At 37.4% G+C, this 25,424-nt stretch carries 24 protein-coding genes; 14 read left to right on the top strand and 10 right to left on the bottom strand.

What is annotated here, in order from left to right; translation table 11 throughout:
• Positions 1-68: 68 nt before the first annotated feature.
• The 3 genes from aroC to M2R48_RS10875 form a co-directional block, all read right to left on the bottom strand.
• Entirely contained in the window at positions 69-1,163 is a 1,095-nt protein-coding gene (gene aroC, locus M2R48_RS10865) for a chorismate synthase (RefSeq protein WP_262086119.1), read from the bottom strand.
• 12 nt (positions 1,164-1,175) lie between these two features.
• Positions 1,176-2,186 carry a 50S ribosomal protein L3 N(5)-glutamine methyltransferase gene (prmB, locus tag M2R48_RS10870; protein ID WP_004720275.1) on the bottom strand — a complete coding sequence of 337 codons (1,011 nt, stop codon included), beginning with the start codon at positions 2,184-2,186 and terminating at the stop codon, positions 1,176-1,178.
• Between the two features lie 114 nt (positions 2,187-2,300).
• On the bottom strand, positions 2,301-2,684 hold the full coding sequence (locus M2R48_RS10875; protein WP_262086120.1) for a lysozyme inhibitor LprI family protein: 384 nt from the start codon (positions 2,682-2,684) through the stop codon (positions 2,301-2,303).
• 369 nt (positions 2,685-3,053) lie between these two features.
• Between M2R48_RS10875 and M2R48_RS10880 the strand changes: the two genes are divergently transcribed.
• From M2R48_RS10880 to gcvH, 8 genes are all read left to right on the top strand, one after another.
• Positions 3,054-3,359 carry a hypothetical protein gene (locus M2R48_RS10880; RefSeq protein ID WP_262086121.1) on the top strand — a complete coding sequence of 102 codons (306 nt, stop codon included), beginning with the start codon at positions 3,054-3,056 and terminating at the stop codon, positions 3,357-3,359.
• A gap of 151 nt (positions 3,360-3,510) precedes the next feature.
• Positions 3,511-4,884: an ABC1 kinase family protein gene (locus M2R48_RS10885; RefSeq protein WP_004720267.1), complete on the top strand. Its 1,374-nt coding sequence runs from the start codon at positions 3,511-3,513 to the stop codon at positions 4,882-4,884.
• A 258-nt stretch (positions 4,885-5,142) separates the two neighbouring features.
• Complete coding sequence (locus M2R48_RS10890; protein ID WP_262087482.1) at positions 5,143-6,429, top strand: acyl-CoA dehydrogenase family protein; 1,287 nt, start codon at positions 5,143-5,145, stop codon at positions 6,427-6,429.
• A gap of 24 nt (positions 6,430-6,453) precedes the next feature.
• Entirely contained in the window at positions 6,454-7,653 is a 1,200-nt protein-coding gene (locus tag M2R48_RS10895) for an acyl-CoA dehydrogenase family protein (protein WP_004720264.1), read from the top strand.
• Positions 7,654-7,789: 136 nt separating this feature from the next.
• Entirely contained in the window at positions 7,790-8,278 is a 489-nt protein-coding gene (locus M2R48_RS10900; RefSeq protein WP_262086122.1) for a GNAT family N-acetyltransferase, read from the top strand.
• Between the two features lie 256 nt (positions 8,279-8,534).
• Positions 8,535-8,984, top strand: coding sequence for a MaoC family dehydratase (locus tag M2R48_RS10905; protein ID WP_262086123.1), 450 nt, complete (start codon positions 8,535-8,537; stop codon positions 8,982-8,984).
• A gap of 93 nt (positions 8,985-9,077) precedes the next feature.
• Positions 9,078-10,109: an AraC family transcriptional regulator gene (locus M2R48_RS10910; protein ID WP_004720255.1), complete on the top strand. Its 1,032-nt coding sequence runs from the start codon at positions 9,078-9,080 to the stop codon at positions 10,107-10,109.
• 117 nt (positions 10,110-10,226) lie between these two features.
• Positions 10,227-10,601, top strand: coding sequence for a glycine cleavage system protein GcvH (gcvH, locus tag M2R48_RS10915; RefSeq protein ID WP_004720254.1), 375 nt, complete (start codon positions 10,227-10,229; stop codon positions 10,599-10,601).
• A gap of 91 nt (positions 10,602-10,692) precedes the next feature.
• Here gcvH and M2R48_RS10920 read toward each other — a convergent pair whose 3' ends face one another.
• The 7 genes from M2R48_RS10920 to M2R48_RS10950 form a co-directional block, all read right to left on the bottom strand.
• A complete protein-coding gene (locus M2R48_RS10920; RefSeq protein ID WP_262086124.1) occupies positions 10,693-11,748 on the bottom strand; it encodes a 3-deoxy-7-phosphoheptulonate synthase in 1,056 nt (351 codons plus the stop codon).
• 494 nt (positions 11,749-12,242) lie between these two features.
• Positions 12,243-14,351: a bifunctional diguanylate cyclase/phosphodiesterase gene (locus M2R48_RS10925; RefSeq protein ID WP_262086125.1), complete on the bottom strand. Its 2,109-nt coding sequence runs from the start codon at positions 14,349-14,351 to the stop codon at positions 12,243-12,245.
• Positions 14,352-14,885: 534 nt separating this feature from the next.
• The gene (locus tag M2R48_RS10930; RefSeq protein WP_262086126.1) at positions 14,886-15,752 is read right to left on the bottom strand and encodes an MBL fold metallo-hydrolase; all 867 of its coding nucleotides are present in this window, start codon (positions 15,750-15,752) and stop codon (positions 14,886-14,888) included.
• Between the two features lie 6 nt (positions 15,753-15,758).
• Positions 15,759-16,169 carry a DUF6691 family protein gene (locus M2R48_RS10935; protein ID WP_239045569.1) on the bottom strand — a complete coding sequence of 137 codons (411 nt, stop codon included), beginning with the start codon at positions 16,167-16,169 and terminating at the stop codon, positions 15,759-15,761.
• Between the two features lie 2 nt (positions 16,170-16,171).
• Entirely contained in the window at positions 16,172-16,588 is a 417-nt protein-coding gene (locus M2R48_RS10940) for a YeeE/YedE family protein (protein WP_262086127.1), read from the bottom strand.
• 402 nt (positions 16,589-16,990) lie between these two features.
• Positions 16,991-17,734: a zeta toxin gene (locus M2R48_RS10945; protein WP_262086128.1), complete on the bottom strand. Its 744-nt coding sequence runs from the start codon at positions 17,732-17,734 to the stop codon at positions 16,991-16,993.
• Between the two features lie 6 nt (positions 17,735-17,740).
• Positions 17,741-17,998 (bottom strand): hypothetical protein, encoded by a 258-nt coding sequence (locus tag M2R48_RS10950; RefSeq protein WP_262086129.1) that lies wholly within the window; start codon positions 17,996-17,998, stop codon positions 17,741-17,743.
• 233 nt (positions 17,999-18,231) lie between these two features.
• Here M2R48_RS10950 and M2R48_RS10955 point away from each other — a divergent pair, with 233 nt between their 5' ends.
• The 6 genes from M2R48_RS10955 to M2R48_RS10980 all read left to right on the top strand — a co-directional run bounded on the left by M2R48_RS10955 (position 18,232) and on the right by M2R48_RS10980 (position 25,303).
• A complete protein-coding gene (locus tag M2R48_RS10955) occupies positions 18,232-18,543 on the top strand; it encodes an ArsR/SmtB family transcription factor (RefSeq protein WP_004720219.1) in 312 nt (103 codons plus the stop codon).
• Between the two features lie 126 nt (positions 18,544-18,669).
• Positions 18,670-20,397: a SulP family inorganic anion transporter gene (locus tag M2R48_RS10960; RefSeq protein WP_262086130.1), complete on the top strand. Its 1,728-nt coding sequence runs from the start codon at positions 18,670-18,672 to the stop codon at positions 20,395-20,397.
• Positions 20,398-20,566: 169 nt separating this feature from the next.
• On the top strand, positions 20,567-21,763 hold the full coding sequence (gene sstT, locus M2R48_RS10965; protein ID WP_262086131.1) for a serine/threonine transporter SstT: 1,197 nt from the start codon (positions 20,567-20,569) through the stop codon (positions 21,761-21,763).
• 32 nt (positions 21,764-21,795) lie between these two features.
• On the top strand, positions 21,796-22,470 hold the full coding sequence (locus tag M2R48_RS10970; RefSeq protein WP_004821751.1) for a YoaK family protein: 675 nt from the start codon (positions 21,796-21,798) through the stop codon (positions 22,468-22,470).
• A 15-nt stretch (positions 22,471-22,485) separates the two neighbouring features.
• Positions 22,486-23,022 carry a DUF2058 domain-containing protein gene (locus M2R48_RS10975; RefSeq protein WP_004821753.1) on the top strand — a complete coding sequence of 179 codons (537 nt, stop codon included), beginning with the start codon at positions 22,486-22,488 and terminating at the stop codon, positions 23,020-23,022.
• Between the two features lie 193 nt (positions 23,023-23,215).
• Positions 23,216-25,303, top strand: coding sequence for a TonB-dependent receptor plug domain-containing protein (locus M2R48_RS10980; RefSeq protein WP_262086132.1), 2,088 nt, complete (start codon positions 23,216-23,218; stop codon positions 25,301-25,303).
• The last annotated feature ends 121 nt before the right edge of the window (positions 25,304-25,424 follow it).

Genomic DNA, 25,424 nt, shown 5'->3' on the forward strand with positions numbered 1-25,424 from the left:
TGAAATTTACTATAATAATTAAAGGTATTTCAAAACTAAAATACCCTCTCTTATCTCAAATATATATGCTATTTAGGTTCAATTGGGGCAAATGGTGCAACCACATCCGCATTTTGTGCACGATGACGCATAAAATGATCCATCAATACAATGGCAAGCATGGCTTCAGCAATAGGTGTAGCACGCACGCCCACACAAGGATCGTGACGACCTTTGGTGAGTACATCTGTATCTTCACGACCTAGATTAATGGTTTTCCCTGGTGTAGTAATACTTGCGGTTGGTTTTAACGCAATCGCTACACGGATGGTTTGGCCTGAAGAAATACCACCGAGAATACCACCGGCATGATTGGCTAAAAACCCATCTGTGCTAAGTTCATCACGGGTTTCATGACCAAATTGTTCTGCAACTGCAAAACCATCACCAATTTCAACACCTTTCACCGCATTGATTGACATCATGGCATGGGCAATATCAGCATCTAAACGATCAAATACGGGTTCACCCCAACCTACAGGTACTTTTTCTGCAAGGATCTCAAGCTTTGCACCACAACTGGTCCCCTGTTCACGCAATGATGTCACCAGCGCTTCAAAACGTGGAACAGCATTGACATCACCACAGAAGAACGGATTATTCGGAACTTCATTCCAATCTAAAGCTTGTGCTTTTTCTTTACCAATTTGCGTCACATGTCCACGAATCACGATCGCAAATTTCTCAAAAAGAAATTTCTTTGCAATCGCACCCGCTGCCACACGCATCGCCGTTTCACGTGCACTTGAACGACCACCACCACGATAATCACGGAAACCATACTTTTGCGTATAGGTGTAATCTGCATGGCCTGGACGGAAAGTTTGCGCAATATTGCCATAATCTTTAGATTTTTGATCTGTATTACGGATCAATAAACCAATCGAAGTTCCTGTCGTTTTACCTTCAAAAACTCCAGAAATGATCTCAACCTCATCTGGCTCTTTACGCTGAGTGGCAAACTTAGACGTTCCCGGTTTACGACGATCTAAATCAATTTGTAAATCTTCAGCAGATAATTCAAGACCCGGTGGCACACCATCAACAATTGCCATCAAGCCTACGCCGTGAGATTCACCACAAGTCGTTACACGGAAGAGTTGTCCAATACTGTTACCTGCCATGCTTACAACTCCTTAAGCTTGAATAGATTGAATAAATAAATCACGGAATGTACGACATTGTTCAGCAGTCAAAGCAAAAATACCTGTACCGCCTTTTTGGAACTGTAACCAGTAAAAATCAATGGTATTAAAATTCTGTTTCATTGCCCATTCTGAGTTACCTACTTCAATCACGATTAAACCGTCTTCAGTTAAATAATCAGCTGCTTGAGCCAACATTTTTCGAACTAAATCCAAACCATCTTGACCAGCAGCTAAAGCAAGTTCAGGTTCATGATGGAATTCATCTGGAAGATCAGCCATATCTTCAGCATCCACATACGGTGGATTTGAAACGATCAAATCATATTGATTTTCAGCTGGGATTTTGGCAAACAAATCTGACTCAAGCAAAGCCACCTGATATTGCTTATTGTGATGCTCTGCATTAATAGAAGCCACTTCTAATGCTTCTTTAGAAATATCAGTTGCATCTACTTCTGAATCAGGGAATGCATATGCCAACGCGATCGCAATACAACCTGAACCCGTACACATATCTAAGATACGTTGCGGTGTTTTTGGATTTGGGTTTTCAGGTAAATTATTCACGCCTGCACGTGTTTGTCCATTTTCATCTAAACAATAAGGTGCAAAACGGTTTTCGATCAATTCAGCAATCGGTGAACGAGGAATTAACACACGCTCATCAACATAGAATGGCTTACCAAAGAAATAAGAGAGGTTAAGTAAATAAGAGGTTGGAATTCTTTCATTTACACGACGTTCGAGTAGATTTAAAAACTCAGCTTTTTCACTTGGCAATAATTTTGAATCTAAAATTTCAGCATCCGCCTTCCATTCCAAAGAAAGCGTTTGTAAAACCAAGGCAGAACTTTCTGCGAAATAATCTTCTGTACCTTGACCCAAATGTGCATCGTATTGACGTAAAGCTGTAACCCCAAAACGAATAAAATCACGAATTGTTGATAGGTTTTCAGCAGCTTCCTGTAAATGTTCAGGGCTAATAGTCGGTCGATCCACTTAAGGTTTCTCCAAGGTCATATTTTTAAACGCCTTATGATACCTTGTTTTGCATGACATTTATAATGCTTTACGACAATTTACTTAGCAATTATTTTATAGCGCAATAAAGCACTATAAACGATAGCTTTGTTTCTCTAACATATTGGCTCTATTGACTGTTTGTTTGAGGGCACAATTGTAATACTTCATTTTATAATCATCAGAAACTGATTTATTCGACTCATCACACTGCTGGTCTCGAAGTTTAAACCATTGTTTCTGATATTTCTTTTGAGCTTTCTGTTGCTTGTCTGTATACAGATCCAGCGTCTGTTTAAATAATGATTTCAAACGATCATCCTGCTTACTCAACTCTGTTTTCATACAGCTGGCAAGTGTTGCCGAGCTTGAACCTGCCGAATTCATACAGCTTAAATAGTCTGAGCTATAACCGATCGCCTGCGTGTGCATCGGCAATAATATAACTAAACTGATACCCCAATACTTTAAATACATTCAATTCCCCTATCCCAAAATCATTATTTTAATTCAAAAACTTTTAATCCAAAGAACTCAGGCACTGATTAGCAACAATCCCCTCTGCAAAAGAGTGTAAAAGATTTGAAACTAAATACAATCATTGCAGATAAATTATTATTAAAACTTGATTTAAAACAATCAACTTTGTTTCACCATGTCACTCGTTTTTTAGATTTATTTTCAAGCCGATTGTTGTATATTTTTAAAACAAATCAATCTGCTTGGTTATAAGATATAAACTTATTTGTGGCAAAATTGCTGAGATTGAGCGCTTAACTTGAAATTGGGTCATTTCACCTTTATATATACAACAAGTTTTTAAATATTTATGAATTTAGTCAATTTATGAGCTACAAACATAATAACCTCATGGCGATGCGTCAGTCATGGTGGGATGATGAATCCACTCCAAATGTCAAAATTGAAAAGCAGTTTTTTCAACAAACCCTCTCTGAGCAAGGTGTTTACGAAGCGCCTTCTCTAGACGATGTAAAATATTTTTTCTTTAGCTTGCCCAGCATTATCATTGTTAAAGGCTATGCACTTGGTTTTACTAATCAAAGCGTTAAAGATCTGATCATTAATTACATTGCTTCAAATAAGCAAGGTTTAATACTCCGCAAAGAGCTTAAAATCCAATTTAGAATGTAAATTTTAATATTGCTTAGGCTATTTTGATGGAATTAATTTAATTCCCCCATTCAGCGAATTGAACTGTTTAAATACAGTCATTCCATGTAATATTCCTTACAATTAGTCATCTTTTTATCTTTTCGAATCTCTTATAAAGGATTTTATCTTCATGTCAGATCAGAACGAAAAGCTCAAACAGTTAAAAACCTCATCAATGGATCGTCGCTTATCAATTGCAAAAGCATCATTATTGGCAGGTACACGCTGGGCAGCTTCAAGTGCGAGTTCAATCTTTTCAAGTGAAGAAGAAAAAGAAAAAAAACGTAAACAAGCTATGAAAGAACAAGCCAATTACCTTGTTCAAGAAATTGGCAAGCTAAAAGGCTCAATTGTTAAAATCGGTCAAATGATGGCGCTTTATGGCGAGCATTTTTTACCTGAAGAAATTACTCAAGCATTAAACACTCTCAATAATCAAACAGTTGCCCTTGCATGGCCTGCGATTAAAGAGCAATTGGTCAGCCAATTAGGTTCAAAACTCAACGATCTCACCATTGATCATGAGCCGATTGGTACCGCTTCTCTGGCTCAGGTTCACCGCGCAACACGTAAGTCAGATGGATTAGAGTTGGTTCTTAAAATCCAATATCCAGGTGTAGCCGACGCCATAGACTCAGATATGAGCCTATTTCGAAATATGCTTAAATTAACACGTATGGTGCCACAAACCCGTGAGTTCGATCAGTGGTTTGATGAAGTGCGTGAAATGATGCATCGTGAAGTTGATTATAAAGTTGAAGCGGCAACAACCCGTCGTTTTGGCCAGCGACTTAAAGAAGATCCTCGTTATGGCGTGCCACAAATTATTGATGACTATTGTACCAATCAAGTCTTGTGCATGACCTTTGAACGTGGTGTACCTATCAACAGTCCTGTCATGCTGTCTTTACCGCAAGAACGACGTAATCTTTTAGGTGAAGCATCACTTGAAATCGCAGTTCGTGAATTGTTTGAGTGGGGAGAAATGCAAACCGACCCGAACTTTGGTAATTACCTTGTTCGTTTGGGCAATGGTGAAGAGATAAAAGATAAAATTATTTTGTTAGATTTTGGCGCTATACGTCAATTCGATGACCAATTACTTCGCGTAGCTTGTAATTTAATCAAAGCGGGTTATAACCACGATGCTGAAGCAATGGTCAATGCGATGTCGGGCTATGAGTTCTTTGATGCAATGCCTTTAAGCATTAAACCCGATATGGCAAAAGTATTTTTATTGGCAACAGAAGCATTTAGTACACCTTTAAATAACCCAGATTTACCCGCAGGTGTGATGGATCAACATAACCGCTATGACTGGAAAAAAAGCCAGCTACATAGCCGTGTGATGCAACGTGCTTCAAAATCAATGGCTTCACGTTACTTCAGTATTCCACCAAAAGAATTTATGTTTATCAGTCGTAAATTTATTGGTGCTTATACATTTATGACGGTGATTGAAGCAAAGACCAATGTACGTAAAATGATTGTACCTTTTGTTTAATCTTTTTAGTTTTCATACACGTTAGACGAGATTGTAAACGTTTTTAAAATGTCACTTTTACCAATACCCAACAAATGTTGGGTTTTTTTATTTTTAAATAAACAATAAAAATCAAAATATTAATAACAAATATCTCATTCACTCTACCACTCATCTAAGGTCAATCACTTTGTCAGCTTTGACATAGTTTTTTATTTTTATGCATGTCAGGATTGTTGTATACCGACACTAAAATACAGGGACTTCGGCATGACCAATATGGTAAATAAAGCTCAAGGTTTGGGTTTAAATCTAATTACAAAAATTGCAGGTAGTGATTTACTTGATCAGTTTAAATTGCGCAAATTTATCGAAAGATCACTTTATCAAGGTTCTAAAGCCGGTTTTAAAACCTTAAGTGCAACACAAAAAGCATTTAAATCGGATTCAAATGTAACCAAACAACGTCTACCCAATCAGCAAAAGTCCCTATTTGATTTGAGTTTGACTGAAGAGCAGCAAATGACGGTGGATGCTATGGATCAATTTGCGTCTGAAGTACTGTATCAATTGGCCCATCAAGCGGATCACGACGAAAAGTTTCCAGCTGAACTTTGGCAACACAGTACTGATTTAGGACTAAATTACTATGCACTGCCTGAAGCTTTAGGCGGTGTTGCATCTGAAAAAAATATTGTGAGTAATATTTTAATTGCTGAACGCTTGGCTAAAGGTGATTTCTCACTTGCTGCAGGTTTGCTCTCTACTTTTAGTGTCATCAATGCAATCACGCAATGGGGTTCTGAAAAAGTTCAATCTGTTTATTTAGCAAATTTTGCCAATGATACCGATATTCAAGCCACTTTTGCAGTACAAGAAGCAACCCCTGCATTTAATCCCTTACGCTTAAAAACCAAAGCGACTGCCAACAATGGACAATTCAGCATTACTGGAGAAAAAACTTTAGTGCTGTTGGGTGCAACAGCAGATTTATTCCTTGTTAGTGCTGACTTTAAGGGTCAAGCGGACGTTTTCGTTGTAAAACGAGATCCAAGTATTACAGTGAAAAAATCACCGGCAATGGGTTTAAAAGCAACTGAAACGGTAACTTTGAAGTTTGACAATACCCCTGCCCAACGTCTAGGTGACGACGATTTTAATTACGCTGCATTTTTAGATTTAGGCAATCTAATGTGGTGTGCAATGGCTGTTGGTAGCTGTGAAGCGGTTAAAGATTACAGTATCAAATATGCCAATGAACGTACTGCATTTGGTGAACCTATCTCACACCGTCAAAGTGTGGCATTTATGATCGCAGATATGGCGATTGAAATTGATGCAATGCGTATGCTGATTTTAAATGCTGCCAGTCTTGCAGAAGCAGGACAACCCTTCCATAGAGAAGCGTATTTAGCCCGTCTACTTTGTGCAGAAAAATCTATGAAAATTGGTACAGATGGTGTGCAAATTTTAGGTGGACATGGTTTTACTAAGGAACATCCGGCTGAGCGTTGGTACCGCGACTTACGTGCAACTGCCGTTCTACATTCTGGCTTACACGCTTAACTTAGAAGATAAAGGATAAAAATCATGAATTTACAAAATCCAAAAAAATTCCAAATGCTTTTAGATCAAGCACACGAAACTGCATTGAATGTTTTACGCCCAATTTCTCGTAAATACGACAAAGCAGAACATGCCTATCCTAAAGAACTTGATATGCTGGCTTCTCTACTGGATGGTATGAACGACGGTGGTGATGGGCTCAATGCTGGCGCTGCAATTAATAAACGTGGCGATATCGACAGTAATAATAAAAATGGCACCAATATGTCGACTGCCTTGGGTGTAATCGAAATGTGTTATGGCGATACAGGCCTATTGCTGACCATGCCCCGTCAAGGGCTGGGCAATTCTGCGATTGCGGCAGTCGCCAATGATGAACAGCTTGAGCGTTTTAAGGGGACATGGGCTGCAATGGCCATTACTGAACCTGGTTGTGGTTCTGACTCTGCTGCGATTCGTACAACCGCAACCAAAGATGGTGATGATTACATTCTGAACGGTGAAAAAATATTTGTCACCTCTGGGGAACGTGCTGACTCAGTCGTGGTTTGGGCAACTTTAGATAAGAAATTGGGCCGTGCTGCAATTAAATCTTTTGTTGTGCCTAAAGGTACACCTGGCATGAAAGTTGAACGCCTTGAACATAAACTTGGCATTAAGGCATCCGATACAGCGGCAATTAGTTTTATTGACTGCCGTGTCCCTGGAGCAAATTTACTCGGTAATGCAGAAATTGATGTAGCCAAAGGTTTTGCAGGGGTGATGGAAACCTTTGATAATACCCGTCCACTTGTTGCAGCCATGGCAGTGGGCTGTGCCAAAGCGTCTTTAGAACGGATTAAAGACATCTTTAAAGATGAACTAGATCCCGATTATGCAACTCCATATTTGCAAACATCTAATTTGGCTGCACAAATCTATCGGATGGAGGCAGAATGGGAAGCTGCACGCTTACTCACAATAAAAGCCACATGGATGGCAGATAACAAAAAACCAAACTCTCGTGAGGCCTCTATCGCCAAAGCTAAAGCTGGGCGTATTTGTAATGAAATCACTTTAAAATGTGTAGAGCTGGCTGCCAGTGTGGGTTATAACGAAGATGAATTATTAGAAAAATGGGCGCGTGACTCAAAAATTCTAGATATTTTTGAGGGAACACAACAGATTCAACAGCTGATTATTGCCCGTCGAGAATTGGGTAAATCTTCGAGTGAATTAAAATAGTATTGCAGCAAGACCTGTAAATTTACTTATTTACCACTATTCAAGTGGTAAAGTTTTGATCAGTTGAATTTTTAACTGATCACAAAAGGTAGAATTTTTGTTATAAAAATTCTACCTTTTTTATTTTCATTTACTTATGTACCAAATTAGAACGATACAAATACAAGACAATCCGTCGATCGCACAAGTTATTCGTGAAGTATCTAAAGAATTTGGCTTAGCACCTGAATCAGGCTTTGCTGTAGCCGACCCGATCTTGGATGATTTATATCAGGTATATGCTCAACCCAATGCCCAATATTGGATTATTGAGGATGCAAATGGTCGCATTGTTGGTGGCGGAGGCCTTTCACCATTACAAGGTGATGCAACTGTTTTAGAGATTCAAAAGATGTATTTTTTGCCTGAACTTCGTGGTTTAGGATTTGCTAAGAAAATTTTAGAAAAGTGTTTTGAATTTGCACAACAACAAGGCTTTCAGTCTTGTTATTTAGAAACCACTCAAGATCTCTGGCAAGCCATTAAACTCTATGAGAAGTTAGGCTTTAAGCATTTATCACAACCTAAAGGTAATACTGGTCATAGTCATGTTTGTGAAGTTTGGATGCTTAAAACATTGCTTTAACGCACCATAAGCTTGTTCAATTCACTTTGGTCGTATTTTCATTACTTTCAGGACATAACACAATGTTATTATGGTCTAAATCACTCGAAATTTTGAGTGATATTTCAATGCGACTTAAAAAAATGGATGATTGGCAAAACAGTCATTGAAATTGCTTAATGGTGATTTACAATGAAAAAGTTTAAATAATTTAATTTTTATGCGTAGAACATCATTATTTATGAGTATTGTGTGAAATTAAGGGAATGTATAAACAATGTTGTATTTGGAAGATTTAAATATTGGTGATCATTTTAAAAGTCGTGAATACGAAATGACTTTGGATGAGGTTTTAGAGTTTGCACATAAGTATGATCCGCAAGTTTTCCATACTGATGCTGAAAAAGCCAAAAATCACCCGATTTTTAAAGGACTTGCTGCAAGTGGATGGCATACCTCAGCGGTCACCATGCGTCTTTGGACTGAATGCTTCCCTGTTGCTTATGGCTTAATTGGTTCAGAATCAAGTTTAAGATGGCCAAAACCCACGCGTGTGGGCGATAAAATACATGTCGATGTCGAAATTGTATCTATCCAGCCGTCTAAAACCAAAAATGATCGCGCAATTGTGACCTATGTAACACAAGCAAAAAATCAAGATGATGATGTATTGCTGATTTCAACCACTAAAATTGTGGTATTTAAGCGCAATTTTGATGCACATTAATCCTAAATTTGTCTTACAATATTTAAGGGTTTTTCCATATCATGACAATATGATTAAACAAGTAAAAACAATGTTCAGAGCAATGGAAAGCACATGAAAACAGTCTCAGCTCGCCAAGATCAGGGAATTCCTGGTGTTTATGGACTATTATTATTAGATATTGTTTCTCGTTGGGGATATAGCGCAGAGACACTTTTCGCACCCTTTAATTTTACCAGCGAGCAGTTAGCAGATCCTGAGTGTCGGATTCCGACACCACTTGCCAATGAATTGATTAAACACGCATTAAAACTTACAGGTGAAAGCACCTTAGGCTTTCATCTTGGTACACAAATGCGTATCTCCATTCATGGCTTTATTGGTTATGCCATCATGACAGCACATGATATTACCGATGCGCTTGTCTTAGCCAACCGTTTTATCCAGTTGCGTATGCCATTTCTACAATTGTATTTTTCGACTTTTGGTGAAAAAGCCACACTACAATTGCAATGTGATATCGAAATCGAACCCTTACGCACAGAAATTGTGATGGGGCTAACCTTTGGTATTATGACCATGGCAAAAGCCTTAACTGGTATTGATTATTTGCATGGCGATATCGACTTTGATTTTCCCAAGCCTGATGGTTTTGACAAATATATCGAGAAACTGGCAAAGCAATACAATATGCGTTTTGAACAGCCACATCTCATTGCAAGTTTTGACAAATCCTACTTGGGCTTAAAAATGGTCAATGCTGACCCGATTGCCAGTCAAATTGCGATTAATCAATGTGAAGCAGAACTTTCAGCTTTGGGTGAAAGACGCCGCTTGGCAATGCGTGTACGTGATATCTTGACCCATTCGGAACAGCATTATTTAAGTATTGAAAATGTCGCAGATCGTCTGCATATGTCAGACCGTACATTAAAGCGTCAGTTGGCTGCCGAAGGTACTTCTTTCTCTACACTGGTAGATGAAGTACGTTATCGCCATGCCACATCGTTACTTTCCCGTACTGACTATACACTGGAACAAATTGCAGATGAACTCGGATATAGTGATGTTGCAAACTTTAGTCGTGCATTTAAACGCTGGAGTGGTCGTAGCCCAAGTAGTTGGCGCAAAGACCCATACTTATAATGTGATTTATCATGATTATTTGTTTCGATGAATAAGTTTATCAGTATCTCTGCTTTCTGTTTTGATTAAAAAACCTGTATAAGTCGTGCCAAAAATAAATTGATTAATGGAGTCATTATGAATCATCCTTCAGATTTGAAATATGCAGCTACACATGAATGGGTAAAAATTGAAGGTGATCTTGTGATTACTGGTATTTCTGACCATGCTCAAGATGCTTTAGGCGACTTAGTCTACGTTGAAGCGCCTGAAGTGGGTAGCCATGTAGTTGCTGGCGCTCAGGCTGGTGTAGTTGAATCCGTTAAAACAGCATCTGATATTCATGCGCCTGTTTCTGGTGAAGTTGTAGAAGTGAATACTGCCCTTGAAGATGATCCTGATTTTGTGAATGACGACCCGTATGGCAAAGGCTGGATTTATAAAATTAAACCAGACAATATTGCAGATGTTGAAAAGTTACTCAGCAATAGCGAATATGAAGCTGGGCTTTAATTTTTAAAATCCTAATGCTTAAAAATAATGTTTAAACACAAAAAGATCAGATGAGTCTGATCTTTTTGTTTAGGTCGTTAAATAAGCTATATCAAGCCGTCTGCAACAACTCCTGTTTCGAAAGCTGCTCTGCAACATCCAACAACAATTGCTCCGTTTTATTCCAACCCAAACAACCGTCTGTAACAGACTGACCATAAGTCATATCACAAGAGATTTTTTGATTACCATCCACCAAATGACTTTCTAGCATTACACCACGTACTTGGGTTACATGTCTTTCTTCAATGATTTGCTGTAAAACCAACGGTTGCTTTAAAGGATCTTTACTGCTGTTACCGTGACTACAATCAATCAGCAATGCAGGTAATTTCCCTTGATGCTGCTGGCGGATCTGTTGGATCGATTCTGCATCATAGTTTGTGCCTTTATTTGAACCACGTAAAATGATGTGTGCTAAAGGATTACCATGACTATGTACAATACAAGGCAATCCCTTTTGACCCATGGCAAGAAACTGATGAGGATGGCTTGCAGATTGAATTGCATCTAAAGCAATTTGAATCGAGCCATCTGTACCATTTTTAAAGCCAATACTAAAAGGCATATGACTTGAAATTTCACGATGAATTTGTGATTCGCTGGTGCGTGCACCAATTGCACCCCAAGCCAATAAATCATCAAAATATGCAGTTGCCATAGGGCTTAAAATTTCACTGGCGATTGGCAAGCCTTTTTCAATAATTTGTAAATATAATTGGCGTGATTTTTCTAAACCCAATTGCATATTGGCAGACCCATCTAAATTTGGATCGTATAAAAACCCTTTCCAGCCTACTGTTGTACGTGGCTTTTCAATATATGCACGCATCACTAGAAAGATCTGATCTGACACTTTTTCTTGTAATTGTATTAAGCGATCTGCGTATTCCAATGCGGATTTTTCATCATGAATAGAACATGGGCCAGTAATCACCAACAGGCGATCATCTGTACCATCGAGAATATTTTCAATTGTTTGACGTTGCTCGGCAATTTGTAAAGCGAGCTTATGTTTTAATGCAAATTTTTCTTTTAACTCATAAGGCAAACTGAGTTGAGTTTCAATGGTTTGATTTTGTTGTAAAGCAATATTTAGTGCATTCATGATGTATTCCTTTGGACTCTCTAAAGTCCGAACTTTTATTTGAGCGTATGGGATCTATTCAAATGGGCGATCAGGTTTTTCACTTGACCAAAGTAAGTCCAATAAAAGTTGCTAAAGTATACGTAGTTAAATTTCATCATGACATTCTCCAAAATCTTTACACTTAATTGATTCAAAATATTTTTAACATTCAGATATAAAAAAACCTGATCGGTGTTGCCGATCAGGTATTAACTTTGATGGGCAACCAATTCATTGCCCGAACGACTTCAGGCAATTATCTAAAGAATTGCCAGAAATAATAAGAAGTAGCGATTACAGGTTGCTTTTTCATCTTTATGTCGTTCATAAAAATCTATATTGAATTTACAATACCTGTAGTCTGTAGACTTTTCAAGCCCTTTTTTAAAGTTTTTCTATATTTTATGTATGGAATACAAATGATTGAGTAAAGACATAATTTAACCCAATCATTGTTGTTAATCCAAAGCCCCTTATTGCAACATTTCTTGCACTTGTTCAGCACAAATCGCTTGGCTAAATAAGAAACCTTGGCCAAATTTACAGCCCACGGCTCTTAAATTTTCAAGCTGCTGAATCGTTTCAATCCCTTCTGCAATAATATCTAAAGAAAGGATTGGACCTAATTTTGCAATCCCTTCCACGATCGCTTTAATTGACTTTTCTTCATGCATACGATTTACAAAGTTATAGTCAATTTTTAAACTATCTACAGGGTAATCACGAATATGCGTCATCGATGAATGCCCTGTTCCAAAGTCATCTAAGGCAATCCGCACGCCTTCTTGTTTAAGTTTTTTCAATGCACGGATAACATATTCATAGCCACGATCAGCCAAAACATGTTCAGTAATCTCGACTTCAACAAGATGATGTGGAATGGCATACTGGGTTAAGCGCTTTAATAAAATTTCGGCATAATTATCCCGCATAAACTCTACAGGTGAAGCATTGATTGAAATCGGTACAACATTAAAGCCTTGCTTGATCCAATGAGAAATATCTGTAAATATTTTATCGTGCATGGTTTCGCTGATTTTAGTCGCTAACTCAAAATCATTAAATGCTTCAGCAACAGTCGCAGGTAAATAAACATTGCCCTCTACATCTCGCCATCTGAGTAATGCTTCAAAACCAATAATTGAGCAATCATCCAGTTTCACTTTAGGTTGGTAAAATGGTTCAATTTGATTGTTACGGATAATTTGGCGCGCTGTATTTAATTGCTTGGCTTTACTTTGGGCAATTTCAAACATGTCTACACCAAACATACGAATTCCACCACGACCCCGTTCTTTAAGGTCATTTAAAGCAGCATCTGCACATTTCAACAATCCTGAGCCATCTTTGGCATCATGCGGATAAATTGAACCGCCGATACTCATACCACCATTCAGCAATTTACCGCTATAAGTAATAGGCGCATCGAGTTGTTGTAATAATTTTTTGGAAACAGCCTCAATCTGTGTATGACTTTCCACATGGTCAATCACCACCGCAAACTCATCACCCCCGAGTCTTGAGATATAGGCATTCTCATCTAAACAATGCGCAAGGCGTTTAGACAAAACCTTGAGTAAATGATCACCAGCAGAATGACCCAAAGTGTCATTAATATGTTTAAAATGATCTAAATCAATCAGTAACAATCCAATTTTGCTTCGATTTTCTCTGGCTTTAGAGATTGATGCCTTTAGCCTTCTTTTAAATGCACGACGATTCATCAAACTCGTCATTTCATCAAATTCACAGATCACTCTGAGTCTTTCTTCGGCAATACGTTGTTTGGTTATATCTCGTGAAACACATAAAATACTGGTGGTTTGACCATTTTCATTGACAACTGGGGTTAAAATATTGTCCCAATACATGGTTAAATTACCAAAGACACTTTTACCTGCAAATCTGGCGTTTTTCCCTTTTGCCGCTTCTTTAATGGCTTTTTTACCCTGTTCACGCACTTCTGGTGGCAATAGTCCGAGCCATTCCATACCAAAAGTTTTTACTTTTTCTTGTCCTAGTAATGCAATACAACCAGATTTGTTCATATGTGACACATAACCATCTGGTGTAATAATTTTGATACAGTCGACACTGACATCAAGCATATCTGTATTGGCTTTTAACGACTCACTGGTTTCACGTAATAACGTTGCACGTTCATGAATATTGGTGCAGGTTATGGTCCAATCAAAAAACTGTTGTTTATAAACCGTACTTTGAGCAATCAGCAAAAACCATTGATAGTCGCCATTCACATGACGGATACGACATTCTTTTTCAAAACGCTGACCAGTTTTCTGCGCGGTTATCCAAATATTATAGATATGTTCTGCATCATCAGGATGTAAGCATTTAATCCAATCGGAATCGCAAATATTATGCGTATCTACACCAATAAATTCTTTTAATGGGGTATTACAATAGCCAATCCCCAATTTTGTCACCCAAATAAGGTGTGGTATCAGATCTAAAGCTTCTTTGACTTCATTCAAAATTTGTGCAGATCGAGGAGTTATAGACTTTGGAAATGAACCCACCTGATTCAAACTCGAATGCAAAGGTAAATAAATGCCTGCCATAAATTAATCCTATCTATCAACGCAAAAATTAAGATAAACCATTGTTCAAACTTATATGTATTTTAAATAACCACAGATTCTTGTATAACCCAAGTGTCGAGTCGTTATTTTTTTAAAAAATCCATGTGATATAAGTCACACTTTAATCAATAAGTTTAAATTGTATACAATAACGTTTATAAAATCTATTCTTTTAAGTTTTTAGGTATGTTTCAAATTTATGACAAACCTATGTTTATTTAAATTATCCTTAAATATCAACCTAATAAATAAATTTTATATTTTGTAATATCAGAAAAAATCCCCCTGTTATGATTTATTCTAAAGAGACTCAATTCTATGATTGAGTTCTGCACTTATTTACAATAATCTTAACAATATCCATAAAAAAATCAATCATTGCGTAATTTTCAAGCAAATTAAAAAAAATTATTTTAAAAAACTAAATAAACAATCATCGTGATTAAATTGCATAATTATTGAATAAAAATTTAAATCATTATCATTTAATAAATACATTTTAATTTAAGCAATTTACCTAAAATAATTTAAAGGTAATTTTAAATAACGAATACCATTTATTTCAGGCTCAGGAAATTGACCTGCATTCATATTGATTTGAATGGCTGGAAGGATCAATTTCGGCATAGCCAATGTAGCATCACGCTGTTCCCGCATCGCAATAAAGGCTTGTTTAGTCACCCCTGTATGGATATGGATGTTTTCTTCACGTTGGGTTTTAATGTCTGTTTGGCAATGATAATCTTGGCGTGATTCAGACAAATAATCATGGCATAAATATAACCGAGTATACTCTGCTAAGTTAAAAATTTTCATCACAGAATCATAAAGTTGTGCCGCACTGCCTTTTGGAAAATCACAACGCGCTGTGCCATAATCAGGCATAAACAAAGTATCACCAACAAAGGCTGCATCACCAATCACATAGGTCAAACAAGCTGGGGTATGGCCAGGCGTAGGGAGATTATATGCCTCTAACTCGCCAATCTTAAAAATCTCATGATCTTTAAATAAATAATCAAAGGAATGCTGTGCTTTTAAAGACTCATAATCAATATTATAAATTTGACTAAAAATATCTTGAACAGTCACAATTTTTTCACTCATGGCGATTTGACCACCTAATTGTGCTTTTAAGTATTGCGAAGCTGTTAAATGATCTGCATGTACATGTGTTTCAAGAATCCACTGCACTGTAAGGTGATGTTTTTGAATATACTCGATAATATGGTCTGCATGTGTTGTCGATGTTGTTGCAGATGCCGCATCATAATCCAATACACTGTCAATAATGGCACAGTATTGAGTTGCAGGATCAACCACCACATAACTAAAGGTATTACTGGCTTCATCAAAAAAATCTTGTACAAATGGATTCATAAAAAATTATGCTCCTGTCACTTTGCGATGAATCAATACGCCAAACAGCATGGCAACAATAAAATATAGGGCTTGATAATAACCTAAACCAATCAATGTAAATGCTGGTGCTGGACAAATTCCAGCAATTCCCCAACCTATACCAAAAATGAAAGCGCCTGCAATTAACTTTGTATCGAGTTGGGTATTTTTTGGTAATTCGATCACTTCATTAAACACAGTCACAGGATGACGTATCGCTTTTTGAAAAGGAATAAATGCGACTACAATTGCGCCGATCATCACAAAAGCCAGACTTGGATCCCACTGGCCAAATATATCTAGAAAACCGATGACTTTTGCTGGATTCGACATCCCCGAAAGCATTAAACCTACAGAAAATAGCCCGCCAAAGATAAATGCAAAGATATTTTTCATGATTAAGCTCCAATCACATGACGCATCACATACACTGTGATAAATCCAGCCAGCATAAAGGTACAAGTCGCAACAATTGAGCGTTTAGACAAACGACTTATCCCACAAATTCCATGACCACTGGTACAGCCTGATCCTAATCGTGTGCCAAAACCAACCAATAGACCTGCGATGACAAGTAAAATTGGGCTTGTCGTTAGCATCACGATTTCAGGATTAAAAATCACTCTATAGATAAATGGTGTGCTGAATAAGCCCAATAAAAACCACAAAGCGGGTGTTTTAAAAATTCTGTGTGGATTGAGGACTTGTGCAATTAGACCACTTATCCCAGCAACACGACCATTTACAAATAAGTAGCCAACTACAGCCAGCCCAAGTAGGACTCCACCCAAAAAGGCCAGTATAAAATCATGCATTGCTTTAAACCTATACAATATATGTTTTTATAATATATAATTATTTAAATTAATCAACCTCATCTTCAAATAATGATATATAGAAATGTGCAAATCAAAGTCATAACTGCAAATATAATCGCTATATGATTTGCTACAGGATTGCACAGCCTAATTTTTAGTTTTGATTAAAAATCCTCGAATGGCTTTAATTATATTTATAATGAATAATCAACAGCTTATTATTTATTCTAATTTCTAATATTTTGCCAATAGACTTCGTTTATCAATCCTTTTTAAAACGATAAATCAACATAAAATCCCCTCTTTCTTGCCCTATCCCAAAGAAAGAAGAAACTTTTAATACCAATATGTTTCACTCAACATGATTTTTTTGTTTATCAAACAGATCTAATCTTAAAATTAATTAAATTCACTCAATACTTTGTCTACAAACCATTTAGGGAAATACTCGACAACAGGATTTAGTTTTAGCACTTCAGCCTTTTCGATCTCTGCAATAAAAGCTGCTTTTTCACCGTGAGTTGAATTATCAAAAATATATGCACGATCTGAGGCTTCAATTGCCAACATCAATAAATCTAAACTACGGTAATAGCGCTCACAAATTTTCTGTACAGGCACAGCATGACCACCTGTAGCGACCCGATATTGCACACGTCCAATATTAATTTTAGGGTCAACGGTTGCCACATAGTACAGATACGTTTTAAAGCCTTGTTTCTGGGCTTCACGTAGAAACTCAACTTTGCTGATATGCGACATCACAGTTTCAAAAGTGAAACTCATTTTTAACCTTAAAAATTCCATCCGAATAAAATCGATAATGCGTGCGCAAAGATAGGAGTCGATTTCATCTCGGTTAAATATAATGAGTCCATCCAAAATTTGTGGTTTTGAGGATAATAGCGGCACGACTTGGTCATTCTTTTTACGTTTTTTTTGTTTTAAAAATTTCAGTAACGCTGCGCTAGATAAATCATGATGATAATCATCTAAGCATAAACTTTGAGTCGCAGATAATTGTTTTTCAAGCTCATCTGCATTTAAATATGCCCCAATCTGATGGGGCGCTAAATAGTCTTTAATTGTGCTTTTACCTGATCCGTTTGGACCAGCAAACATTCTTATTCTCGGCTGTCGCATATAAAGTTATGCCATCACCTCTTGTTTCTTTTTACGTTTTAACACACTGTGTTTAAGCTTGGGAACCACATAGGCAGAAGATAAATCTTCAACAACTTTGACTTTACCATTGCTTTGTTGGACTAGCTGTTGATCTTTTACATAAGTGATTGTAGCGTTTGACTGACTTGCATGATTAAATGCCGCACTAAACGCATCGATAGCAAGCACTGGAATCGTTGCTTCCTCACGTAATGTCGTCTTCATTGCTGTAAATGTCGTCATGTCAAATATCCTCAGCTTGATTTTTAGCTGTAGTTACATCTTAACATATCACTTATTTTTGTCTATTTATTCAACTGTAAATAGAGAAAATCTAGTTCTGTAGAAAGTTAAAACAGAATGTGAAGATATATTCACAAAATTGATTTAGAAATTCATCAAAAAACATAAGCTAAAAGCCATACGACATGCACTGACACAGTTATACTGTATTAAATAATGGATGGAACCTACCGATGTCTAGTGATCTTGAAATTGATGTAATGCGTGAATCAGCTGCATCAGTCGTGACTATTCTAAAATCTTTAGCCAATACAGATCGCTTACTCATTTTATGCCATCTTGCTCAAGAAGAGTTAAATGTTTCGCAAATAGAAGAAAAAACTCAGATTAATCAACCGACGCTTTCTCAACAATTGATGATGTTACGTAAAAGTGATGTTGTTTCAACACGTCGTGATGGGAAGCAAATTTATTATTCTATTAAAGATCAAAAACTGACAGTGGTATTAACAACCTTATATGATTTGTATTGCCCACAGGTTTAATACACATCTTAGCGTCTAGATAAATTTAAAATAAAAACAAACAATTCAGTATATAAGTTAGCTGTCGCTATTTTTCTTAGCATTTTTTCTGCATAATATATATGAAAATATGCTAATGAAGTTCCAATGGCTGCCCCAAAAGTTCAACTCAGTAAAATACTCCCTGCATGGCAATGGCTGCAAGACTATAATGTCCCTAAATTTAGGGCTGATCTACTTGCTGCTTTAATCGTCATTGCAATGCTTGTACCACAAGGTATGGCTTATGCCATGGTTGCTGGGTTGCCTCCTGTGACTGGCTTATATGCCAGTATTTTACCCATGATCATCTATGCCATTGTTGGTGGCAGTCCAACGCTTTCGATTGGTCCTGTTGCACTGATTTCCATGATGACCTTTGCTACACTTGAACCGCTCTATGAGGTAGGTTCGCCTGTATATATTCAAGCCGCATGTTTATTGGCACTTCTCGTCGGCATACTTTCAAGCTTACTGGGAATTTTTAGATTCGGCTTTTTAATCCGTTTAATCAGCCATCCTGTGATTAAGAGTTTTATCATCGCATCCGCAGTATTGATTGCACTCAGCCAAGTTAAATTTATGCTCGATGTTCCCTTAAAATCAGGCAATATTATCGAGTTTATTCAAAGCCTATGGCAATACATTAGCTTTACCAGTATTGAAACTTTGATTTTTGGTGTCTGTGCCATTCTGTTTTTGATTTACATCCCAGTTTTTTTTAAATCTAAGTTATGCCAATCTTATGCACATTCTCTACAATTCTGGGTGAAAGCACTGCCCTTGGTTCTGGTGTTTATTTCGATTGCGTTAATACATTTCCTGCATATAGACCAATTTGGCATCAAAACCGTAGGTGAGATTCCTTCGGGATTTCCACCAATTGCCATGCCTTACTGGCGCTGGGATTTGGTGATCCAGCTTTTACCCGGTGCAGCCATGATTACCATGGTGAGTTTTGTCGAATCTATTTCTATTGCACAGACCACAGCATTTCAACAACGTAGTGAGCTCAATAGTAATCAAGAGCTGATTGCACTGGGTTTAGCCAATTTTAGTGCAGGTGTCACATCAGCATTTCCTGTGACTGGCAGTTTATCACGTACAGTGGTCAATGCAGATGCAGGCGCAAAAACACCTATGGCTGGTGTGTTATCTTCAATTTTTATCGTGATTGTGAGTTTATATTTTACCGGTTTATTTAAACAACTTCCTTTAGCGATTCTCGCTGTCACCATTATGGTATCCATTTGGAAATTGGTTGATTTTAAACCCTTCATTGAAACATGGCGTTATTCCAAAGCTGATGGGATTGCCATGTGGGTCACATTCTTTGGGGTGTTGTGTATCGATATTTCAACAGGTTTGATTATTGGTATTGTTTCTACATTTTTATTGCTGTTATGGCGTATTAGCCGTCCACATATTGCCGTCATTGGCTTAGTTGAAGGCACGCAACATTTCCGCAATATTTCAAGACATGATGTTTTGACCAGTACCAATATTGTGTCTATTCGTATAGATGAAAATCTAAGTTTTTTAAATGCCAATACCTTAAAAGAATTTATCATTTTAGAAGTCAGTAAACACCCAGAACTACATCATGTGGTGATCAATTGCTCAAGTATTAGTAATATTGATGCAAGCGCTTTAGAAACTCTGGAAGAAATCAACAGTGATTTAAATAAATTAAAAATCCAAATGCATCTCACGGAAGTCAAAGGTCCAGTCATGGATCGTTTAAAACAGTCCAATTTAATTAAACAGCTTAGTGGAAATATTTATTTAACGCATTACCAAGCCATGCATCAATTAGATGCCCAAACTTTTAGTTAAATAATCGTTTAAATTATCAACATTTTTTATTATGATTACTGAAAAAGCTATATATTTTTTAATATCTTAATTTTTATGGCGAAATTGTATTATTTAAGTTTTCGCTTTTAGGTATAGAATACGCGGCTTGTTCATCGATTTTAGACCAGTTTAGGCATAAAGGTTCAACATGTTTGCTGTCCTAGCACGTTTAAGTTTAGTTACTCGTATTCTTATTGCCATTATTCTTGGTTTTATAGTTGCGTATCTATTCCCCAATTCAGCCCAATATTTCATTATTTTAGGCGAGCTTTTTATTAAAGCATTAAAATCCATTGCACCAATTCTTGTATTTGTCTTGGTTCTCTCATCGATTGCTAACTTTAAAGTTGGCGAAGGTGCGAGTAACTTAAAACCAATTCTTGGATTATATGCAATTGGAATGTTACTGGCTGCGATTAGTGCCATTACGATAAGCACGATGTTTCCAAGTACTTTGGTTTTTGCACATGCAAGTGAAGTGACTTTACAGCCACCGGGTAGCGTAGCAGAAGTATTAAAAAATCTACTCCTTAGTTTTATTACCAACCCAATAACAGCTTTACATGAAGCGAATTTTATTGGCATTTTAGCTTGGGCTGTAGGCTTAGGTGCGGCACTTCGTCACGGTTCAGAAACCACTCAACAAGTGATTACAGATATTGCGGATGCGACGAATGCCATTATTCGTGTGGTGATTGCTTTTGCTCCTGTGGGGATCTTTGGCTTAGTTGTTGCAACATTTGCGCAAGCAGGTTTAGAAACCTTAAAAAACTACGCGCACTTAATTGCTGTACTTGTTGGTACCATGCTTTTTGTAGCCCTCGTCATCAATCCATTGATTGTTGGTTTTGTGATGCGTAAAAACCCATATCCTTTGGTTTTAAAATGCTTAAGAGAAAGTGGAATCACTGCATTCTTTACCCGCAGTTCTGCGGCAAATATTCCAGTAAACCTTGATTTGGCAAAACGCTTAGGGGTAAATGATACTACTGCTAACGTTGCGATCCCATTAGGTGCAACAATTAACATGGCAGGTGCAGCGGTAACGATTACCGTGCTCACCCTCGCTGCTGTGCATACACTTGGTATTCAAGTTGATATTGTCACTATGGTGATCTTATCTGTAGTTTCTGTGGTAACGGCTTGTGGTGCATCTGGTGTTGCTGGTGGTTCTCTGTTGTTAATTCCCGTGGCTTGTGGTTTATTTGGTATTCCTTCAGAAATCTCAATGCAAGTAATTGCAATTGGTATGGTGATTAGTGTGCTTCAAGACTCAACAGAAACAGCATTGAATTCCTCGACTGATGTCTTATTTACAGCAGCAGTTGATCTTTCTAAAAATTAATATACAAGGTATATGAATAAAAAGAAGGAATTATGCCTCTACAGTATTTGCCCGTTTGGATTCAACTAGGTGCGTTTATGCTTGCAGTCAATGCAGGCATAATTAATGTGCTTGGTTTGATTACCGTCCTTCATCAATCCATCTCTCATATGACGGGCAATGCCAGTTTATTTGCGCAAGCACTGATTCATCAACAATATGATCATGTGCTTTACCTTTTCTTGGTCATGCTCAGTTATGTGATTGGGTCAAGTTATAGTGGCTTTATTTTAGGTAATAGCAATTTTAAACTGGGTCGTAGATATGGTGTTCCACTCAGTCTTGTCAGTGTGTTTATTTTGCTTTGCTGGTTATTTATTCCTTATTATCCAAAATATGCTTTACTTTGGGCAAGTACCGCAATGGGAATGCAAAATGCCATGGTCAGCCACTATAAAGGCACGATTATTCGCACTACACATCTTTCAGGGGTTTTAACCGATCTTGGTCTGGCTTTAGGCTATCTTTTTCGGGGACTCGGTATTGAAAAGCGCCGTGTCACATTACATTTATTGATTCTTTGCGGATTTATTCTGGGTGGGCTGATTGCCAGTATCGTGTATCCTTATTTACAATTAAATTCATTCCTTATCCCTGCTGGATTAAGTTTAATACTCAGCTTAACGTATTGGTTTATTTATTTTCGGCATGGTTCGAAACACATTTAATGGTTGGTTATTGTTATGGTCAAAAACGCATTGCAAGCACAGTTACTCAAAGCTGGCTTAGTGGATAATAAAAAAGCAAAGAAATTGTCAAAGCAGGCACAGCATGAGCAACGTACGGGTCAGAGTAATGAAGCTGAGCTTAAAGCTAAAATTGAACAAGACAAACAAGAGAAAATCAGTAAAGACCAAGCGCTGAATCAAGAGAAACAACGCATTTTAGATGAAAAAGCCTTAAAAGCTTCAATTATCCAAATGATTGGTCAACATAAAATCACAGATACAGATGGCGATGCGGTCTATCAGTTTATCGATGGTTCGGTTAAGAAAATCTATATCAATCAGCAAGTTTATAATGCCTTGGTTTCAGGCAGTTTGGTGATTGCACATGACAATAATGATGCCTACGCAATTTTACCCAAAGCTTTGGGTGAACGTATCAATGAAAAAATGACTGGATTTATTATTGTCAATAATTCTGAGAAGAATGAACAAGTGACGGATGAGGAAGATCCTTATGCTGCTTATGTTATTCCAGATGACTTAATGTGGTAATCCCCTGTTCTATTTTTCAGTTTATATTTTTAGAAATTTCATCAGCCTAATGCTTCAATCATTAGGCTTTTTTTTGATTTAAATAAAAAAAATTCAGCATTAAATTTATTTTTTATCCATGCACTTTTCCTCAAAATTTCTACATAATTGTGCGCTAATCTTACGCGAAATTACATAAACGGAACGATGCAACATGCACCGTACAAAACTTTACTGGGGTACATTGAGTACTTTAAGCCTTGCAATATTCGCCATCACCTCTGCAAGCCTTGCAAATGATGAAACAATATCTGCAAATAAAACCACTGAAGCGACTCAACTTAAAGAAAATGAATCACCAAAACAATTAAAAACCTTGGTTTTTGCCGCTGAACAAACACCTGCTAAAGATCCTGATATCAGTGCGGTCGCTAAAACCATTGTGACACGTGAAGAAATGCTGCAATTCGGCGATCAATCGGTCAATGATGCTTTAAGACGTGCAGCAGGTTTTCAAATGCCAACACCTGGGCAAGGACCACGTGGATCAAGCGGTTCAGGCAGCATGCGTTTTCGTGGTGGTGACGCACCAGTATTTTTGATTAATGGTGAAGCTGTACAAGGTGGACCACGTGGTGGTATGTCTATTGTTGACTCAATTACGCCTGAAATGATTGAACGAATTGAAATCACCAAACAACCTAGTGTAGCTCAAGCCTCAGTTGCCTCATCCGCAGTGATCAATATCATTTTAAAAGAACCCTTAGACGATGCTGGAATTAGTGGCAATGTGAAATTAGGATATGGCATCACCCAATCGGATCAAAAAGAAGAACAACGTAAAAATATCAGTGTACAAGCAGATGGGCGTGATGGTGCATGGATTTACAGTGTTTCAGCCAATCAAATGTGGAATGACAGCAAATCAAGCACAGAAATTGAAAATATAAATGGTACACGTCAACAAATACGCAGCACCAATCGTACAAATATCATGTTTGCACCACGTGTTGAATATCAAATTGATGATCAACAAAAACTGGTTTCAGAAATTTTTTATCGTAAGAATGAAAGTGATGGCTCTAGCAGTAATCAAGTTCAAAATGATAAAAATGACAGTATTCGTTTAAATACCCGTTATGAGCGTAAAGATAAAGGTGACTCAGACAAAGTCCGCTTGTCTATTGAAAAGCAAAATGAAACTGAATCCACTCGTTCCAATCAATACAGTTCTTATATTGATGAAACTGTGAATGAATACGGCTTAGCCTATGATGGGGTACGCAAGTTTGACGAAAGCAAACAAGTAAAATTTGGACTTGATGCGCGTGCCAATGCGCTAGCAAGCAATATTGCTGATACATTAGATGAGCAACGTTACGCACTTTATTTGGAAGGCAGTTGGAAGTTTTCAAAACGTCAAACGCTTACCGTGGGTGCGCGTCAGGAATGGTTAGAACGTTCAGGCTTGGTTGAATACAGTGATCAAAACCTCAGCCCTGTGCTTGCACACCGTTTAGACTTTAACGATCAATGGTCTTTGCAAACCAATGTTAGTCGCGCCTTTAAAAGTCCAAATAGTAACAATCTCATGCCGACTGTTTCCATTTCAACAGATGCTGATGCAGGCTCTATCAATAACCCAGACCGTGGTGGTAATCCCAATCTTCGACCTGAAAAAATCACCGCACTGGAAACAACCTTGGGTTATAACACTACTGCAGGTGGCGTAAATATTACGGCTTTTCATCGAGATATTGATGACTATATCGAAAAAGTGATTCGTCAAGAAGGCACACGCTTTGTTGAACGTCCGTATAATCAAGACCAAGCAACAACCTACGGTGTAGAAATTTCAGGTCGCTATGCTTTAAAACAAACCGAAAATGGTCATTCATTTATGTTGAATGGACAATTATCGACGGTACGCGCCAAAATCGAAGATACCGATCATAATACCCGTTTAGCCAGTGATGTTGCCCCTTATACAGCAAGTACAGGCGTTTCATACAATTACCAGCCTTGGCAATTGGCAAGCAGTATTAATCTAAGCTATACGCCTGAATTTACCCGTGCTTTAGACAATCTTCCCTATGATCGTACAACCAATCAACGTGTAAATGTGGATATTAGTGCGACAAAACGCTTCCCTAAAGGCTGGGCAACAACACTGAGTGCTCGTAATATTTTGAGTACAGACTATAAAGAGCGCTTAAATAATCAAAGTGATGGTGCTTTATATGAAGCTCGGGTCAATGATGCTATTCCAAGCTTCTTGTTCAGTGTAGAGAAAAAATTCTAATTTTGATTAGTACAGATATATAAATCAAAATCTTCTCAATTATTTACTGATAAATAATGAGTAGATAAACATAAATAAGTGATCAATTTAAAAACCGAAGTTTTAAAAACTTCGGTTTTTA

Source organism: Acinetobacter sp. I-MWF, assembly GCF_025433935.1.
Classification (GTDB): domain Bacteria; phylum Pseudomonadota; class Gammaproteobacteria; order Pseudomonadales; family Moraxellaceae; genus Acinetobacter; species Acinetobacter guillouiae.

Bases quoted from the DNA above. Each gene is read 5' to 3' on its own strand.
- aroC (WP_262086119.1), bottom strand. From the start codon at position 1,163: ATGGCAGGTAACAGTATTGGACAACTCTTCCGTGTAACGACTTGTGGT.
- M2R48_RS10875 (WP_262086120.1), bottom strand. From the start codon at position 2,684: ATGTATTTAAAGTATTGGGGTATCAGTTTAGTTATATTATTGCCGATG.
- M2R48_RS10880 (WP_262086121.1), top strand. From the start codon at position 3,054: ATGAGCTACAAACATAATAACCTCATGGCGATGCGTCAGTCATGGTGG.
- M2R48_RS10885 (WP_004720267.1), top strand. From the start codon at position 3,511: ATGTCAGATCAGAACGAAAAGCTCAAACAGTTAAAAACCTCATCAATG.
- M2R48_RS10890 (WP_262087482.1), top strand. From the start codon at position 5,143: ATGGTAAATAAAGCTCAAGGTTTGGGTTTAAATCTAATTACAAAAATT.
- M2R48_RS10895 (WP_004720264.1), top strand. From the start codon at position 6,454: ATGAATTTACAAAATCCAAAAAAATTCCAAATGCTTTTAGATCAAGCA.
- M2R48_RS10900 (WP_262086122.1), top strand. From the start codon at position 7,790: ATGTACCAAATTAGAACGATACAAATACAAGACAATCCGTCGATCGCA.
- M2R48_RS10905 (WP_262086123.1), top strand. From the start codon at position 8,535: ATGTTGTATTTGGAAGATTTAAATATTGGTGATCATTTTAAAAGTCGT.
- M2R48_RS10910 (WP_004720255.1), top strand. From the start codon at position 9,078: ATGAAAACAGTCTCAGCTCGCCAAGATCAGGGAATTCCTGGTGTTTAT.
- gcvH (WP_004720254.1), top strand. From the start codon at position 10,227: ATGAATCATCCTTCAGATTTGAAATATGCAGCTACACATGAATGGGTA.
- M2R48_RS10920 (WP_262086124.1), bottom strand. From the start codon at position 11,748: ATGAATGCACTAAATATTGCTTTACAACAAAATCAAACCATTGAAACT.
- M2R48_RS10925 (WP_262086125.1), bottom strand. From the start codon at position 14,351: ATGGCAGGCATTTATTTACCTTTGCATTCGAGTTTGAATCAGGTGGGT.
- M2R48_RS10930 (WP_262086126.1), bottom strand. From the start codon at position 15,752: ATGAATCCATTTGTACAAGATTTTTTTGATGAAGCCAGTAATACCTTT.
- M2R48_RS10935 (WP_239045569.1), bottom strand. From the start codon at position 16,169: ATGAAAAATATCTTTGCATTTATCTTTGGCGGGCTATTTTCTGTAGGT.
- M2R48_RS10940 (WP_262086127.1), bottom strand. From the start codon at position 16,588: ATGCATGATTTTATACTGGCCTTTTTGGGTGGAGTCCTACTTGGGCTG.
- M2R48_RS10945 (WP_262086128.1), bottom strand. From the start codon at position 17,734: ATGCGACAGCCGAGAATAAGAATGTTTGCTGGTCCAAACGGATCAGGT.
- M2R48_RS10950 (WP_262086129.1), bottom strand. From the start codon at position 17,998: ATGACGACATTTACAGCAATGAAGACGACATTACGTGAGGAAGCAACG.
- M2R48_RS10955 (WP_004720219.1), top strand. From the start codon at position 18,232: ATGTCTAGTGATCTTGAAATTGATGTAATGCGTGAATCAGCTGCATCA.
- M2R48_RS10960 (WP_262086130.1), top strand. From the start codon at position 18,670: ATGGCTGCCCCAAAAGTTCAACTCAGTAAAATACTCCCTGCATGGCAA.
- sstT (WP_262086131.1), top strand. From the start codon at position 20,567: ATGTTTGCTGTCCTAGCACGTTTAAGTTTAGTTACTCGTATTCTTATT.
- M2R48_RS10970 (WP_004821751.1), top strand. From the start codon at position 21,796: ATGCCTCTACAGTATTTGCCCGTTTGGATTCAACTAGGTGCGTTTATG.
- M2R48_RS10975 (WP_004821753.1), top strand. From the start codon at position 22,486: ATGGTCAAAAACGCATTGCAAGCACAGTTACTCAAAGCTGGCTTAGTG.
- M2R48_RS10980 (WP_262086132.1), top strand. From the start codon at position 23,216: ATGCACCGTACAAAACTTTACTGGGGTACATTGAGTACTTTAAGCCTT.